The 14,674-nt window shown below is 70.0% G+C and carries 16 protein-coding genes and 1 pseudogene; 9 read left to right on the top strand and 8 right to left on the bottom strand.

Going from position 1 to position 14,674, the window contains the following annotated elements; genetic code table 11:
- Nucleotides 1-445 precede the first annotated feature (445 nt).
- Nucleotides 446-1,393 carry a heme o synthase gene (locus tag ABTZ03_RS06265; protein WP_350511680.1) on the top strand — a complete coding sequence of 316 codons (948 nt, stop codon included), beginning with the start codon at nucleotides 446-448 and terminating at the stop codon, nucleotides 1,391-1,393.
- An 86-nt stretch (nucleotides 1,394-1,479) separates the two neighbouring features.
- Here the strand turns inward: ABTZ03_RS06265 and ABTZ03_RS06260 are convergent, their stop codons facing one another.
- Entirely contained in the window at nucleotides 1,480-2,121 is a 642-nt protein-coding gene (locus ABTZ03_RS06260; RefSeq protein WP_350511679.1) for a DUF2461 domain-containing protein, read from the bottom strand.
- A gap of 72 nt (nucleotides 2,122-2,193) precedes the next feature.
- On the opposite strand from ABTZ03_RS06260, the gene ABTZ03_RS06255 reads away from it, so the two are divergent.
- Nucleotides 2,194-2,532 carry a hypothetical protein gene (locus tag ABTZ03_RS06255; RefSeq protein WP_350511678.1) on the top strand — a complete coding sequence of 113 codons (339 nt, stop codon included), beginning with the start codon at nucleotides 2,194-2,196 and terminating at the stop codon, nucleotides 2,530-2,532.
- A gap of 88 nt (nucleotides 2,533-2,620) precedes the next feature.
- On the opposite strand, the gene ABTZ03_RS06250 is transcribed toward ABTZ03_RS06255, so the two are convergent.
- The 4 genes and pseudogenes from ABTZ03_RS06250 to ABTZ03_RS06235 all read right to left on the bottom strand — a co-directional run bounded on the left by ABTZ03_RS06250 (nucleotide 2,621) and on the right by ABTZ03_RS06235 (nucleotide 4,619).
- The gene (locus ABTZ03_RS06250; protein ID WP_350511677.1) at nucleotides 2,621-2,896 is read right to left on the bottom strand and encodes a hypothetical protein; all 276 of its coding nucleotides are present in this window, start codon (nucleotides 2,894-2,896) and stop codon (nucleotides 2,621-2,623) included.
- Nucleotides 2,889-3,188: a hypothetical protein gene (locus tag ABTZ03_RS06245; protein WP_350511676.1), complete on the bottom strand. Its 300-nt coding sequence runs from the start codon at nucleotides 3,186-3,188 to the stop codon at nucleotides 2,889-2,891. Before ABTZ03_RS06245 ends, ABTZ03_RS06250 begins: the two co-directional genes overlap by 8 nt.
- A gap of 66 nt (nucleotides 3,189-3,254) precedes the next feature.
- Nucleotides 3,255-4,392: pseudogene (gene tgmC / locus ABTZ03_RS06240) on the bottom strand (ATP-grasp peptide maturase system methyltransferase).
- Nucleotides 4,389-4,619: an MvdC/MvdD family ATP grasp protein gene (locus tag ABTZ03_RS06235; protein WP_350511675.1), complete on the bottom strand. Its 231-nt coding sequence runs from the start codon at nucleotides 4,617-4,619 to the stop codon at nucleotides 4,389-4,391. The pseudogene tgmC and the gene ABTZ03_RS06235 overlap by 4 nt, the downstream one beginning before the upstream one ends.
- Before the next feature lie 196 nt (nucleotides 4,620-4,815).
- On the opposite strand from ABTZ03_RS06235, the gene ABTZ03_RS06230 reads away from it, so the two are divergent.
- From ABTZ03_RS06230 to ABTZ03_RS06215, 4 genes are all read left to right on the top strand, one after another.
- Complete coding sequence (locus ABTZ03_RS06230; RefSeq protein WP_350511674.1) at nucleotides 4,816-5,328, top strand: NUDIX domain-containing protein; 513 nt, start codon at nucleotides 4,816-4,818, stop codon at nucleotides 5,326-5,328.
- A gap of 19 nt (nucleotides 5,329-5,347) precedes the next feature.
- The gene (locus ABTZ03_RS06225) at nucleotides 5,348-5,650 is read left to right on the top strand and encodes an NUDIX hydrolase (RefSeq protein ID WP_350511673.1); all 303 of its coding nucleotides are present in this window, start codon (nucleotides 5,348-5,350) and stop codon (nucleotides 5,648-5,650) included.
- Between the two features lie 168 nt (nucleotides 5,651-5,818).
- The gene (locus ABTZ03_RS06220) at nucleotides 5,819-7,495 is read left to right on the top strand and encodes an Eco57I restriction-modification methylase domain-containing protein (protein ID WP_350511672.1); all 1,677 of its coding nucleotides are present in this window, start codon (nucleotides 5,819-5,821) and stop codon (nucleotides 7,493-7,495) included.
- Between the two features lie 12 nt (nucleotides 7,496-7,507).
- Nucleotides 7,508-8,278, top strand: coding sequence for a PaeR7I family type II restriction endonuclease (locus tag ABTZ03_RS06215; protein ID WP_350511671.1), 771 nt, complete (start codon nucleotides 7,508-7,510; stop codon nucleotides 8,276-8,278).
- 91 nt (nucleotides 8,279-8,369) lie between these two features.
- Here the strand turns inward: ABTZ03_RS06215 and ABTZ03_RS06210 are convergent, their stop codons facing one another.
- Nucleotides 8,370-9,341 carry a COX15/CtaA family protein gene (locus ABTZ03_RS06210; protein ID WP_350511670.1) on the bottom strand — a complete coding sequence of 324 codons (972 nt, stop codon included), beginning with the start codon at nucleotides 9,339-9,341 and terminating at the stop codon, nucleotides 8,370-8,372.
- Between the two features lie 195 nt (nucleotides 9,342-9,536).
- On the opposite strand from ABTZ03_RS06210, the gene ABTZ03_RS06205 reads away from it, so the two are divergent.
- Nucleotides 9,537-10,859 (top strand): choice-of-anchor A family protein, encoded by a 1,323-nt coding sequence (locus ABTZ03_RS06205; protein WP_350511669.1) that lies wholly within the window; start codon nucleotides 9,537-9,539, stop codon nucleotides 10,857-10,859.
- 319 nt (nucleotides 10,860-11,178) lie between these two features.
- Nucleotides 11,179-11,850, top strand: coding sequence for an LAETG motif-containing sortase-dependent surface protein (locus ABTZ03_RS06200; protein ID WP_350511668.1), 672 nt, complete (start codon nucleotides 11,179-11,181; stop codon nucleotides 11,848-11,850).
- A gap of 87 nt (nucleotides 11,851-11,937) precedes the next feature.
- Here ABTZ03_RS06200 and ABTZ03_RS06195 read toward each other — a convergent pair whose 3' ends face one another.
- Complete coding sequence (locus ABTZ03_RS06195) at nucleotides 11,938-12,657, bottom strand: ABC transporter permease (protein WP_350511808.1); 720 nt, start codon at nucleotides 12,655-12,657, stop codon at nucleotides 11,938-11,940.
- Nucleotides 12,658-12,740: 83 nt separating this feature from the next.
- Nucleotides 12,741-13,670 carry an ABC transporter ATP-binding protein gene (locus tag ABTZ03_RS06190; RefSeq protein WP_350511667.1) on the bottom strand — a complete coding sequence of 310 codons (930 nt, stop codon included), beginning with the start codon at nucleotides 13,668-13,670 and terminating at the stop codon, nucleotides 12,741-12,743.
- A 164-nt stretch (nucleotides 13,671-13,834) separates the two neighbouring features.
- Here ABTZ03_RS06190 and ABTZ03_RS06185 point away from each other — a divergent pair, with 164 nt between their 5' ends.
- Nucleotides 13,835-14,650: a helix-turn-helix transcriptional regulator gene (locus tag ABTZ03_RS06185; protein ID WP_350511666.1), complete on the top strand. Its 816-nt coding sequence runs from the start codon at nucleotides 13,835-13,837 to the stop codon at nucleotides 14,648-14,650.
- Nucleotides 14,651-14,674: the final 24 nt, after the last annotated feature.

Below are 14,674 nucleotides of genomic sequence, written 5' to 3'. Positions count from 1 at the left end.
CATGGTGAAGAGTGACCCCGTGAATGGGGACCGGGTCGGCCACGGCGCTGTGGGCCCGACTGTGGATGGTGCCGGTCACGGAGGGTAGATCCCGCTTCTCCGTGCGAGCCTACCGTCCGGGCCGGGGCTCACCCTCCGTGCCGGGACAACCGGGATTTCCGCATGGTGATTCCCACTAGGGCGTTCTGGCGTGTTTTGTCCCAGCCTCTCCCGGTTCGGCGGCACGCGCCGCCCGGGTGGTCGGGACGGGTTGCGCGGGGCCCGCCGGGGCCGTTTCGTGCCTTCACCCAGTCGGCCCAGCCGGCCCCGCGGCATCCGCCTCGCCGGGGGACCCCGGAGCCGGAAGGGATATATGGAGCGTCTAAGGTGGCGTGGTACGCGCAGAGCGGACGATTCGGGACCCTTCGTTCCTGTGGACGCCTGCGAGGATTCATCTTCAGTTGGGGTGTTAGTGACCGCCGTCGAAACCCGTCCCGCCGGGGTCACCGGGGCGACTCCTGCGCACCGGCCGCTCGGGGCCCGTGTCGGCGCGTTCGTCGCACTGACCAAGCCGCGGATCATCGAGCTGCTGCTGATGAGCACGGTGCCGGTGATGTTCCTGGCCCAACAGGGCGTGCCGAACATGCTGTTGGTGCTGAAGGTCGTGGTCGGCGGCTACCTGTCGGCGGGCGGCGCCAACGCCCTCAACATGTACATCGACCGCGACATCGACGCGCTGATGACGCGTACCGAGCGGCGACCGATCGTCACCGGGATGGTCTCCCCGCGCGAGGCGCTGGTCTTCGGCATCACGCTCGGTGTCGTCTCCACCCTGCTGCTCGGCTTCGGCGTCAACTGGCTCTCCGCCGCACTGGCGCTCGGCGCGCTGCTGTTCTACGTGTTCGTCTACACGCTGGGGCTCAAGCGGCGCACCTCGCAGAACATCGTCTGGGGCGGCATCGCCGGCTGCATGCCGGTGCTGATCGGCTGGTCCTCGGTGACCGACTCGGTCTCCTGGGCGGCGATCGCGCTGTTCCTGGTGGTCTTCTTCTGGACCCCGCCGCACACCTGGGTGCTGTCGATGAAGGTGCGCGACGACTACGAGCGGGCCGGCGTGCCGATGCTGCCGGTCGTCAAGGGCAACGTGGCGGTCGGCAAGCAGGTCGTCGCCTACTCCTGGGTGATGGTCGCGGTCTCGCTGGCGGTCTGGCCGCTCGGGCACATGAGCTGGCTGTACCCGGTCTCCGCGGTGCTGCTCGGTGGGTTCTGGCTGCGCGAGGCGCACGCGCTGTACGGGCGGGCGAAGGCCGGGATCGTGGGCGCCAAGCTGAAGGAGATGCGGCTGTTCCACTGGTCGATCACCTACCTGTCGCTGCTGTTCGTGGTGTGCGCGATCGACCCGTTCGTGAAGTAGGGCTCGGCTGTTGCCGAGAGGAGCCCCGGTCCTGGTGGACCGGGGCTCCTCTTCGTTTTCGTTCACCGTGGGATTCACCGTGCGATTCACCGTGGGGGCAGCTCGGACGGGCCGACGTGGCCGTCCAGCCAGTCGCGGAGCGGCTGGGAGGCGCGCAGGAAGGCGGCGATCCGGGTGCCGGCGGCCTTCGTGCCCAGCCACGTCGCGGGCTCCCACTCCTGCCAGGCCACCAGGCCCTTGTGGCGCAGCAGCTCGATCCGCGGGTGGTCCTTGGGGTAGCCGCGCGGGGCCGACTTGAGGCTGTCGCGGCCGTGGACCTGCGGGCCGGCCTTCTCGACGGCGGCGATCACCCGCAGCAGCTCGGCGCCGCCGACGTCCTCGGCGACGGCGGCACGGTAGCGGTCCAACTGGTCCGGGGCGAGCTGGTACATCCCGTTGCCGCAGGCCAGGCCGTCGGCGGAGAGCTGGATGTAGCCGCCGGTCTCCAGGTGGGCGCCGATGTGCGTCTTGTACGGGGACTTGTCGGCGCTGAACCGGACGTCCCGGTTGGGGCGGAAGATCTTCCCCGGCCCGAACTCCGGCTCCAGCTCGGCGAGCAGCAGCTCCATCGGGGCGCGTACGGCGTCGTCGTACTGCTCCTTGTGGGCCTGCCAGAAGGTCTTGGAGTTGTCGGCTTCGAGGTGCTCGTAGAAGTCGAGGGCCTCGGCCGGCCAGCCTGTGAACGTCATGCTCCGAGTATGTGTCCCGGTGCACAGGGCGCTCCCGTCGCCAGCTTCTCTACCGGTGGGTAGCATGCGGGCATGAGCAGCGCAGAGACCGCCACCGCCGCCGCGCCGGACGCCCGCACCGAGCGCCGCGCCAAGCGCATCGCCAAGCACCTGACCACCTTCGCCCAGCAGCACGGCGGCAGCGCCGACGCGGTCGTCGAGTACGTCGGCGCCGTGGCCACCCGCATCGTCGTGGTCGGCGCGGACGGCGCCTGGGGCGACCAGGTCGCCCCGACCTACGCCGTCGGCCGCCGGGCGGCGGAGCTGGCGGGGCTGACCCTGCACGAGAACTTCGAGGGCGAGCTGGGGCTCAGGGTCAAGACCAGCACGTACGAGTGGAAGCGCATGGCGGGCATCCAGCTCGGCGGCTGAGGCCTGCTGGTACGGCTTGGTACGGCGAACGGCCCGGCACCCCCAGACGGGGGAGCCGGGCCGTTCGCCGTCGCTCGGAGGCTGCGGATCAGAGCACGATGATCCGGGTCAGGCGTACGGCGTGGTTGTCGGCGTCGATGACGTACTCGACCAGGCCGCGCCCGTGCGGGATCGGGAGCCGGCGCCAGTCACCGGCGGAGTCGCGCGCGGTGCTGGCCGGGAGCCACGGGTTCTCGGCGATCGCGACGGTGAGCGCGACGATCGCGGAGAACAGCTCGGCGGAGAGCTTCGGGTCGGCCAGGGCGTCCTGCACGGCCTCGGACGGTTCGACCGGCCACAGGTCTTCCGGATCGACGTCACTCACCCGGCAGCTCTCCGCCCCGCTCCCGGCGCAACCGGAGGACGTCGGCCATGGTTACGGTGGGCAGGGTGCCGGCGCGGGCGGCGGCGATGATGCGGCCCTGCTCGGGGTCGGCATCCATCTCCGCCTCGCACCACCAGCGGTTCAGGACCTGCTCGACCCGATCGATCGGGGCTTGGCCGAGCTCGCGGTAGAAGGCCATCCGGCGGGCGCCGGTGAGAGCTTCGGCGATGCCGTCCGGGGTGCGTGGCACGCGCGGCTGCTGATCCGGGTGGTGTGCGGGTTGGACGCTCATCCGATCCTCCTGCTGCTCGACACCACCGTATCGGTTGTCGCCACGACCCTGCGCTCGTCCCGGTGTTCAAATGGGCAGGTTCCAGCCCGGGCCGTTCGCGTGGCCGATCCAGATGCGCTGACCCGACGGCGAAATGGTGATGCCGAAGCCCTCCTGGTGCGGCTCGCCCGCGTCCTGCCAGGTCTCGACGGCGGTTTCCACCTGGTCCCAGAGGCGGAGTGGGCCGCGCTGGACGACGGTCCAGCCGCCGTCGGGGGTGGGGGGCGGTCCGGGCCTGGGAGCCGGTGGCCACGTCGGAGAGGATCTGGTGCGCGCCGGCTCCCATCCGCTCGGCGGAGGGAGCCGCGAGCTGCGCGACCCAGCTGCCGGTCCAGGTGCTGATGGTCTCGGGGTCGATCCGGGTCGGGCGCTCGTCGCCGGGGAGCAGCGACAGGCTCTGGCGGGGCGGGCGGTCGTGGGGGCGGGCGATCATGAAGCTGGTGTAGCCGGGCAGGAAGCGGCCGGTGGCTTCTCCGGGGCCGGTCACGCCGAGGAGGGCGAGACCGAAGCCGAAGGACCAGCCGGACAGGGTGACCAGGATCCGGCCGCCGGGCTTCACCTGGTGCAGCCACGGGGGCGGGACGTAGCGGACCGCGCAGGTGGCGATGAGGCGGTCGTACGGTTCTCTGTCCGGGTCACCGAGCAGCCCGTCGCCGATGATCAGGCGCGGCGAGTGGCCGGCTGCCTTGATGGCGATGGCGGCGGCCTCGCCGACCCGGGGGTCGTACTCGATGCTGGTGAGGTTGCCGTCGCCGAGCCGGTGGGCGCCGAGGGCGGTCGAGTAGCCGGTTCCGGTGCCGATCTCCAGGACCCGGTGCCCGGTCTCGGTGTCGAGTTGGTGCCACATGCGCAGGACCAGGGACGGCAGGGTGGACGACGAGGTCGGGGCTCCGGTCGCGGTGCCGTCGGTCACGTCCTCGGGGCGTGTCCGGCCGTCGAGTTGGGTGACGAGGGTTTCGTTCGAGTAGACGTGCTCCAGCCAGCCGGGGTCGCCCTTGAACACGGGCCGGTAGGCAGCGCCTCCCGAGACCGGAAGGAAGAACGATCCCGTGAACAGTTCTCGGGGGACCGACCGGGCGGCGCTGTCCCATGCCGGATCGGTGATCGCGTCCTCTCCGGTGAACGCGTCCACCATGGCGGCGCGGAGCTGTTCCGGTGTGCTCATGAGGCGGTGCCTTTCGCTAGCTGGTCGGCGATGGCGCGGGCGATCGCCCTGGTGGTCTCGTCCGGTTGCCAGGCCCACTGGCCGTTCGAGTTGCACTCAAGGAAGTACCAGTCCCCGGAGGGGGTCACGGCGAAGTCGAACGCGCCGTACACCAAACGGAGTTGGTGGAGGAAGGCGAGGATCGAACGGGTAACCGGTTCGGGGACGCCGATCCGTGTGCACGTCATCCGGTCCTGGCGTCGACACCAGCCCGACGCTCGGGTCCGTCCGGGTCGTTCATCAGATGGATGACCTTCGCGAACTCCTTGCAAGGCACCGCGACTACGGCCCGGTCCGTGAGTACCTGGCACGATTCGATGAGGCGCGCAGAGCGCGGCAGCTCTTGCTCGCTGACATCATCCCGTTGCCTCGGGGAGGTTCAACGTGAGGCCTGCACCTACCGATACCGAAGCGTGGAACGCGTACCTCGCCGAGGGGAACGCGAGACAAGCCCGCAAGCGGGTCTCGGCGGACGTGATTCTGCGCGACCCGGCCGGTCGCGTCCTGACCGTCAACCCGACCTACAAGGAGGGATGGGACCTTCCCGGTGGGATGGCGGAGGCGAATGAGCCGCCGGACATGGCTGCTGTGCGGGAGCTGCGGGAGGAACTGGGCCTGGAGATCACCATCCATCGCCTGTTGGTGGTGGACTGGGTTGCGCCGCACGGCCCGTGGGACGACCAGATCGCGTTCATCTTCGATGCGGGAATCCTCCCAACCGACCTGGTTGTGAAGGTCCGCCCGCACGACGATGAACTGTCCGACGCCGCGTTTCTGCCTGCGCAGGAGGCAGCTGACCGGCTCCGGATCCGCCAGCGAAATCGGTTGAATGCCGCTGTCAGGGCTATCTCGGACGGGCGTACTCGGTATCTGCGTGACGGGGTGGAGGCATGGTGACGCCGCAAGTAGGAGCTTGGTGTCCGTCGCGGGGGTGGTAGTACGCGAGGACGGTCGGGTGGAAACCGGGATCAAGGTCGGCGTGGAACGGCTGACCGGTGTCCACAAGAATGTGAGCCGAGGAATCGTCGCCCTCGTCTTCCGCCGTCGGCCGGAGGGCGGCGGAGAGCGGCTCTCGGACGAGTCGGTCGATGTCGCCTGGCTCACGCCGGTTGAGGTCTCCGGGCCGATGGCCGAGGTCTACGCCGTCCGTGTCCTGGACGCGCTTCGGGGCGAAGCGGTACCAAGCATCCGGACCCATGATGGTCGTCACTTGCTGTGAAAACGTTGATTCGCCTGCTGGCTGATCGACACCTGCACCTACGGCGCGCGGCGGCTGGCCCTGGGGTGGAATGGGCGGATGCACGGAGTGACTGGCCGGATGCCGAATGTCAATTGATCGTGGTCAGGCTTGGGGAGGTCGCCGAGGTGTCCGCTGTAGGGTCGAGTCGTGGCAACTCTGGCGCTCTTCGACATCGACAAGCAGGCGCTGCCTGAGGTCCCCGCAGAAGCAGTGGAGCACGGCGAGGTCTTCACCCGCGGTTGGGTTGTCGAGCTCATCCTCGATCTGCTCGGCTACACGCCGGACATGGACCTCGCGGAGCTGAAGGTCGTCGAGCCTGCTTGTGGTGCAGGGGCGTTCCTCGGCGTGATCGCTTCACGGATCAGTGCTTCATGTCGAGCCCACGGTCGTCCGATCACCGACGCGGTGAACGCCGTCCAGGCGTTCGACCTGCTCGGGCGCAACGTGGCCGAGAGCCGGGGAGTCGTCGAGCAGCGCCTCCACGATGACGGTTGGGGGCGAAGCGCGGCGCGGAAGGTTGCCTCGCACTGGGTGAACCAGGGCGATTACCTTCTCCAGGCCGACGCCGAGCACCGTGCGGATTTCGTCGTCGGCAACCCCCCCTACATCAGGCTGGAGGATGTACCCGACGACCGGATGGACGCCTATCGCAGCGCCTGTTCAGCGATGGGAGGCCGCGCCGACATCTACATCGGCTTCTACGAGGTGGCGCTCCGGAGCCTGCGGCCGGGGGGTCGGCTCGGTTTCATCTGCGCGGACCGTTGGATGAGGAACCAGTACGGCCGTAAGCTCCGTCAGCTGGTGACGAGGCAGTTCAGCATGGACCTGGCGCTGGTGATGCACGACGTGGACGCCTTCCAGGAGCAGGTCTCGGCGTACCCGGCTGTCACGATCATTTCCCGTCAGGCGCAGGGTGGCGCGGTTGCCGCCGACGCGACCCGCGCGTTCGGGGAGTCGGAGGCCCGCGACTTCCTTGCCTGGTACGAGGCCGAGGATCGGCAGCCGATCGCCACAGCCTCGTTCCAGGCGGCTCCTCTGCCGCACTGGTTTCCCGGTGAGGACTCCTGGCCGGCGGCCTCACCTGCCAGGCTCGCCCTTCTCGAAGACCTTGGCGACCGGTTCCGGCTACTGGAGGACGAGACCACGGGGACGCGCGTCGGCATCGGTATCGCGACCGGTGCGGACAAGGTCTTCATCACCGATGATCGTGAACTGGTCGAGCCGGACCGGCTTCTGCCCCTGGCCATGGTCCGGGACACCACCAGCGGCTCCATCGACTGGAGCGGGTCCTGCCTGGTCAATCCGTGGAACTCCCAGGGCGACCTGGTGGACCTTGCCGGCTATCCGAAGCTCGCCGCCTACTTCCGCCGACACAGCGGGGTCCTGCGTAAGAGGTACGTCGCGGTCAAGCAGCCCGACCGTTGGTACAAGACGATCGACAAGGTCGACCACAGACTGACGAGCCGGCCCAAGCTTCTCTTCCCGGACATGAAGCTGACGATCCATCCGGTGCTCGACGAAGGGACGCTGTACCCTCACCACAACCTGTACTTCATCGTCTCGGACGTCTGGGACATGCGGGTGCTCGGTGGCCTGCTCCTCTCCAAGGTGGCCGAGGCGTTCGTGGAGGCGTACGCGGTCAAGATGCGTGGGGGAACTCTCCGCTTCCAGGCGCAGTACCTCCGCAAGATCCGTGTTCCGGACCCGGCGGCCATCGCCGCGGAGGACCGTGTTGCCCTGGCCGACGCCTTCGACAGGCGGGACGTGAAGGCGGCCACCGATGCAGCACTGCGTGTCTACGGGCTTACCGAGCTGCCCGATTAGGAGGAACCGACCTTGACGGTCAGCCGCCAGGACTTCGAGGACGCCGTTGCGGCGTACTGGGGTGTCAAGCAGGCCCAGAAGGATCAGTCGGCGATCAAGGCCGCAGTCGGCGCCGGCACTGCGGGTTCCGTCAGGGGTGGCAAGCACTTCGATTCCATCGCGGCCCTCTTGGCGAAGTTCTTCCTCGAAGCGGGCTATCCACGTGAGAGCATCCGGATCGCCAAATCCCAGCGTCTGGAGCTCCCTGGCTACTACAGGGCCCAGAAGCAGTGGGACGTCGTCGTCGCTTACGAGAACACACTGGTGGCCGCTTTCGAGCTGAAGGCCCTGGGCGGGCCGTCCTTCGGCAACAACTACAACAATCGGGTCGAAGAGGCCCTCGGCAGCGCTGTCGACCTTCGAAGGGCCGCATTGGCCGACCTCTATCCCGGCGAGAAGCCCTGGCTCGGTTACTTCTTCATCATGCAGGACGAGGAAGGATCGAGGCGGCCCGTGAAGCCGGCTGCGGGGGCCTTCCCCGTAGAGGATATTTGGCGCGGCAAGTCCTATCAGGAGCGGTTCGGAATCTTCTGCCAGCGGTTGATGGCCGAGCAGCTCTACGACTCCGTTTGCTACGTCACGTCGTCCGCGACCGACCCGAAGCCGAGCGAGCCCGTAGCCAGCCTGGACTGGAGGCACTTCTCCGCTGCCATAAACGCGCGGATCGGGTACTTGCAGGAACTGGGGCTGCCGAAGCCGCATTGGCCGCACGAAACGCTGTCCAGGGACCTCGGCCAGGGCTGATCTGCCTGATCGATACGTGAGCGTGTCGTGCCATAGGCACCGGGATATGGCGAAGGCCCCCATCCTTTGGGATGGGGGCCTTCGGTGATGCTCAGACTGCGGCGGGTTGCGGGGTCTGGGTGGGGAGTTGCTCCGGGGTGTCCTCCGCCGCGCGGGTGCGGAGGGCGAGGGGGATGCGGAGGGCGGCGATCCAGGTGAGGGTGGCGCCCAGCATGTGGAGGACGACCATCAGCTCGGGGGCGTCGGTGAAGTACTGGATGAAGCCGAGGACGCCCTGGAGGAGGAGGACGATCAGGAGTTCCTTGGTGCGGGACTTCGCGGCCTGCGGGGCCTTGATCGCGGCGAAGACGAAGATCATCGCGATGGTGAGGCCGACCGAGATGAAGGCGAAGTCGGCGTGGAACTGGGCCAACCTGTCGTAGTCGATCGGGATGCGCGGGACGATCTTGTTGTCCTGGGGCGTACCCGGGTGGTGGCCGGCGCCGGTGACCAGGGTGCCCGCTGCCACGAGCAGGCCGACGACCGTCACCAGGACGTAGGAGAGTTGGTGGATCGGGCGGGCCACCGAGAGCTTCGGGGCGCCGTCGCCTTCCTTCGAGCGCTCCCACATCAGCAGGGCGACCCAGACCAGCGCCATCGCGGCGATCATGTGCAGCGCGACGGTGTACGGGTTCAGTCCGGTCAGCACGGTGATGCCGCCGAGGACGGCGTTGCTCATCACCAGCCAGAACTGGGCCCAGCCGAGCTTGGTCATGCCGTGCCGCCAGGGGCGGTGGCACCGCGCCGCCAGGATGGCCCAGCCGACCGCGGCGCTCAGCACGTAGGTGAGCATGCGGTTGGTGAACTCGACGATGCCGTGGAAGCCCATCTCGGGGGTGGGCGTGAGGCTGTCGGCGGTGCAGCGGGGCCAGGTCGTACAGCCGAGGCCGGAGGCGGTGAGCCGGACGGCGCCGCCGGTGACGACGATCACCACGCTCATCACCAGCGCGGCGAACGTGGCGCGCCGGACCATTGCGGCGGTGGGCTGCCAGCGCTCGGCGAGCAGGGAGAAGGGGGTACGCACGGGTCAATCGTAGGTGGCCTTACGGGCGATCTTGGGGCGGGGCACGGCGTGCGGCAGTCGAGGGGCAAACGGGACTGTTCGGGCAAGGCGGTCATTGGTCTTGACCATTCACCCGTTTGGCCGAAAGAGTGCCGAATGGTCCATACCTATTTTCGGGCCACTCCCACTTCCCGCACGTAAGCGGAGATCCTGCACATGCGCATACCCACATCCGCCGCCGCGCTCGCGGTCGGCGGCTCGCTCGCTTTGGCCGGGCTGATCGCTCCGGCCGCACACGCCGTCGCCGCCGACCAGGAGTGCCGCAGCCTCGGGGTCGCCAATCTCTACGGAGAGTTCATCGAGGGCGACGACACCCACACCCCCGACGCCGAGGGTGCCGTCGCCGTCGGCGGCAACGCGAACTTCACCGGGGGCTTCTCGGTCGGCCAGGAGCTGACCGCCGCCGAGGTCGACGCCCTGCCCGGCAAGAACGCCCTCGTGGTGGCCGGCAAGATCACCGGCAGCAACACCCAGGTGATGAAGGGCAACGGCGTCTACGGCTCGAAGGCCGACGGCGCCGTCGTCCAGGCCCACGCCGGCTCGATCGCCCAGGGCGCCTCGCCGATCGACTTCAAGGCCGAGTTCGCCAAGCTGCGCTCCGCCGCCGGCTCGCTGGCCGCCGTGCCGCAGACCGCCGGGGCCACCGTCGAGGCCAAGGGCGCCGAACTCACCTTCACCGGTGGCGACGCCAAGTACAACAGCTTCACCGTGGACGCCGCGAAGCTCCAGGGCGCCAAGGACGTCTTCGTCAAGGTGCCGGCCGGCGCGGTCACCGTCATCAACGTGACCGGTGGCTCGTACGACATGGCGGCGGCCGGCACCACCGGCTTCCACCTGTGGGACGCGGGCACGTCGGCCTTCGTGCTGGACGACAAGCTGCAGAGCGCCGCGGGCGGCGCGATCCGGGCCAAGCTGCTCTGGAACTTCCCGACCGCGACCAAGGTGGTCAAGAACAGCAAGGCCGCCTGGGCGGGCACGGTGCTCGCGCCGAACGCCGCCTTCGACCTCGGCAGCGGCGGTCCGGTCAACGGTTCGGTGATCGCGGCCTCGCTGACCGGCAAGGGCGGCGCGGAGACCCACCACTACCCGTTCACCGGCTGCCTGCCCGGCACCGTGGTGCCGACCACCCCGGCCACGCCGCCGGTCACCCCGCCGGTGACGCCGCCGGCCACGCCGAGCGGTACCCCGACCGGCCCGGCCACGCCGGGCCACTCGGCGAGCCCGTCCGGTTCCCCGAGCGTCCCGGCGTCCGGGAAGCCGAGCCCGGGCGGCTCGTCGAGCCCGTCCGCCTCCTCCTCGGCGGCCGTGCCGGGTGCCTCGTCCTCCGCCGGCCCGTCCGCCCAGGCGAACGAGGGCGGCAACCTGGCGCACACCGGCTCCGGCCCGGTGCTGCCGCTGGCGATCGCCGGTGCGGTGGCGCTGGCGGCCGGTGGCGGGATCGTGGTGGCGGCCCGGCGCAGGGCGGCCAAGAAGGCCTGACGCGTCGGAACGCTTCGCGGGTCCGTCGACTGATCGACAATGGCGCCCTCGGTGATCGAGCCTGATCGCCGGGGGCGCTCTTCTATGGCCAAGGTGACGAAGTTCATTCAATTTTGCCGATTCCGCGTTCTGCGAGGTGGCAGCCGTGATGGGCTGGTCATGCACATCCGGGGACGGACGGACAGACGAAATCCGGTCGGACGGCGGGGTGTGGTGAGGTGCGGGAGTGCCGGTAGAGTCCCCGGACACGACGTGGCGGGCCCCGCGAACCACCCACAACACGCCTGCTGCGCAAGACCGTTCGGAGGGGAACAGGGTAATGGCGCGACAGCAGCGGCACACTCGGATGGGCGCGGCGGCACTCGCCGGTACGGCGGCGGCCGGAATTCTCCTGCCGCTGGCGCTGGCCACCAACGCCTCGGCGCACGTTCCGACCTGGTCGACGACCTGCGACAAGGTCGTGATCGACCTGATCAACTACAGCCCCAAGCCTGACGTGAAGAACACCGTCAGCCTCACCATCGGCGACGACAAGCTCCTGGACGCCAAGGAGTTCCCGGCGGAGTTCCACGGCACCTTCCCGGTGAAGGACCACGACGCCCCGATCACGGCGCACCTGGTGGTCAAGACCACCGAGACCCCGGCCGAGAAGGGCTGGAACATCGACGAGACCAAGACCATCGCGCCGTGTCACACCCCGACCCCGACGCCCACTCCGACCCCCACCAAGACGCCCACCCCCACCCCGACGCCGACCGACACCCCGTCGGCGACGCCCACCCCGAGCAGGACCCCCACGGCCACCCCCACGCCCACCCCGAGCAGGACCACGGTCGCCCCGGCGGCGCCCGCGCCCAGTGCCCCGGCGCTGGCCCAGACCGGTAGCAGCGACGCCACCCCGATCATCGCGGCGGCCGGCGCCGGCGTGCTGCTGGTCGGCGGCGCGCTGGTGCTGGTGGCCCGCAAGCGCCGTGGCAACAGCGAGAGCTGACGATCCGTCAGTCGAAAACAGCGACGCCCCCGGCCTCAACGGGCCGGGGGCGTCGGGTCGTTCGGGCCGGAGTCACTCCCACCGGAGTCACTCCCAGCGGAAGAACCGGGCGGCCGCGGCCAGCCCCAGCACGGACCAGGCGGCCAGGACGCCGAGGTCCGACCAGGGCACCCCGGCGCCGTGCTGGAGCACCGAGCGCAGGCCGTCGGAGAGCGCCGAGATCGGCAGCAGTTCCAGCACCGACCGCACGGCGTCCGGGAACTTGCTCAGCGGCACGATCACCCCGCCGGCCAGCAGCAGCAGGATGAACACCAGGTTGGCGGCGGCCAGGGTGGCCTCGGCCTTGAGGGTGCCGGCCATCAGCAGGCCGAGCCCGGAGAAGGCGGCAGTGCCCAGCACCAGCAGGGCGGCGACGGCCAGCGGGTTGCCGTGCGGGGACCAGCCGAGCGCCAGCGCGATCACCGACAGCAGGGCGACCTGCAGCACCTCGGTGACCAGGACGCAGCCGGTCTTGGCGGTCAGCAGCGTCCAGCGCGGCAGCGGGCTGGCGCCGAGCCGCTTGAGCACGCCGTAGCGCCGCTCGAAGCCGGTGGCGATGGCCTGCCCGGTGAAGGCGGTGGACATCACGGCGAGCGCGAGCAGGCCGGGCGCCAGGAAGTCGACCCGCTTGCCGGGGCCCTCCACGGCGACCACGTCGACGGCGGAGAACAGCACCAGCAGCACGGTGGGGATGACCACGGTGAGCAGCAGCTGCTCACCGTTGCGCAGCAGCATCCTCGTCTCGAAGGCGGTCTGGGCCAGCAGCATCCGGCCGACGGGCGCCGCGCCCGGCTTCGGGGAGTAGTCCGCGGCGGTCACGGCCGTCGTGGCGGTCGCGTCCGTAGGGGTGGTCACGAGCGGAGCTCCCGTCCGGTCAGGTCGAGGAAGACGTCTTCGAGGCTGCGGCGCTGTACGGCCAGCCGTTCGGGCAGCACACCGGCGGAGGCGCACCAAGCGGTGACGGCGGCGAGCAGTCGGGCCGGTTCGAGCGGAGCCCCGACCCGGTAGCTGCCGGGGGCGGTCTCGACGGCGGTGGCACCCGCGGGCAGCTCGGCGAGCAGCGGGCCGAGGTCGAGTCCGGGCGGGCCGTCGAAGCGCAGGGCGTCCTCGGCGCCGTCGCGGCAGAGCTCCTCGGTGGTGCCGCCGGCGATGACCTTGCCGCGGTCGACGATGGCGACGTGGTCGGCGAGCTGCTCGGCCTCGTCCATGTGGTGGGTGGTGACCACCACGGTGACGCCGTCCCGGCGCAGGTCGCGGACCAGGTCCCAGGTGGCGCGGCGGGCCTGCGGGTCGAGCCCGGCGGTGGGCTCGTCCAGGAAGACCAGCTCGGGGCGGCCGACCACGGCCATCGCCAGGGCGAGCCGCTGCTGCTGGCCGCCGGAGAGCCGGCGGTAGGTGGTGCGGCCGCAGGAGCCGAGGCCGAGGCGTTCGACCAGGGCGTCCACGTCCAGCGGGTGGGCGTGCAGCTTGGCGGTGTGCCGCAGCATCTCGACCGCGCGCGCGCCCGCGTACACGCCCCCGGACTGGAGCATCACGCCGATCCGGGGTCGCAGCGCCTCGTTCTGGGTGACCGGGTCGAGACCGAGGACGCGGACGGTGCCGGCGTCGGGGCGGCGGTAGCCCTCGCAGGTCTCGATGGTGGTGGTCTTGCCGGCGCCGTTGGGGCCGAGGACGGCGGTGATCGCGCCGCTGGTGATGGTCAGGTCAAGACCGTCCACCGCGCTTTTGTCGCCGTAGCGCTTGACCAGCCCGGCGACCTGGACCGCGGGTTCGGAATGCATACCGGCGAGTCTAAGAGGGCCGAACGGACGGGCCCGACACCGGCCTTGGTGATCATTTCCGCAGGTCAGGTAAGGCTTACCTGCGTGACAGATGACACGAGTGAGGCCTGGATCACGGCTTGTCCTGTCGGAAGGAATTACGCAACACTGGTGTTGTGAAAAACATGCGCGAGCACACCCCGCAGCAGGAGGCCGAGTCGGCCCCCGGCTGCGACGTGCCCGTGACCGCGGCCGAGGTGCTGCTGGACGGCCACCGCGCCACCCGGGACCGGGTCGCCCGGTCGATCCTGGACCACGGCCCCTCCTCCGCCGCAGACCTGGCGACCCGGCTCGGCCTCACCGCCGCCGCCGTCCGCCGTCACCTGGACGGACTGACCGCCGCCGGCCTGGTCGAGTCCCGCGAACAGCGGGTCTACGGCAGCCGCGGCCGCGGTCGCCCCGCCAAGGTCTTCGCCCTCACCGACGCCGGCCGGGACGCCTTCTACCAGGCGTACGACCAGCTCGCCGCCGACGCGCTGCGCTGGATCGCGGACTCCGTCGGCGGCGGCGAGGCGGGCGAGGAGGCGGTCGCCGCCTTCGCCCGCGCCCGGTTCGGCAAGCAGGCCGAGAAGTACCTGGAGACCCTGCGGCAGACCGAGGCGCAGCAGCGCCCGGAGGCCCTGGCCCAGGCGCTGAGCGCGGACGGGTACGCTGCCACGGTGCGGCGTGTCCCGTCGGCCGTGGCCAAGGCCCCGGCGGGCGCCCAGCTCTGCCAGCACCACTGCCCGGTCGCGCACATCGCCGAGCAGTTCCCGCAGCTCTGCGAGGCGGAGACCGAGGTCTTCTCCCAGCTCCTGGGCACCCATGTGCAACGGCTGGCCACCATCGCCCACGGCGACGGGGTCTGCACCACCTATGTGCCGGCACCCGGTGCCGCATCGTCGCCCGCCCAGCGGTCCGCGGGCCACGGCTCCGATGCGGCGCCGACTGCCAGTACATGAAAATTCCGCGTCCACCGAAGATTC

The sequence above is a fragment of the Kitasatospora sp. NPDC096077 genome (assembly GCF_040303245.1).
Taxonomy (GTDB): Bacteria; Actinomycetota; Actinomycetes; order Streptomycetales; family Streptomycetaceae; genus Kitasatospora.
The sequence above is the reverse complement of the archived record's forward strand: the minus strand, read 5'-3'. Positions and strand labels throughout refer to the sequence as shown.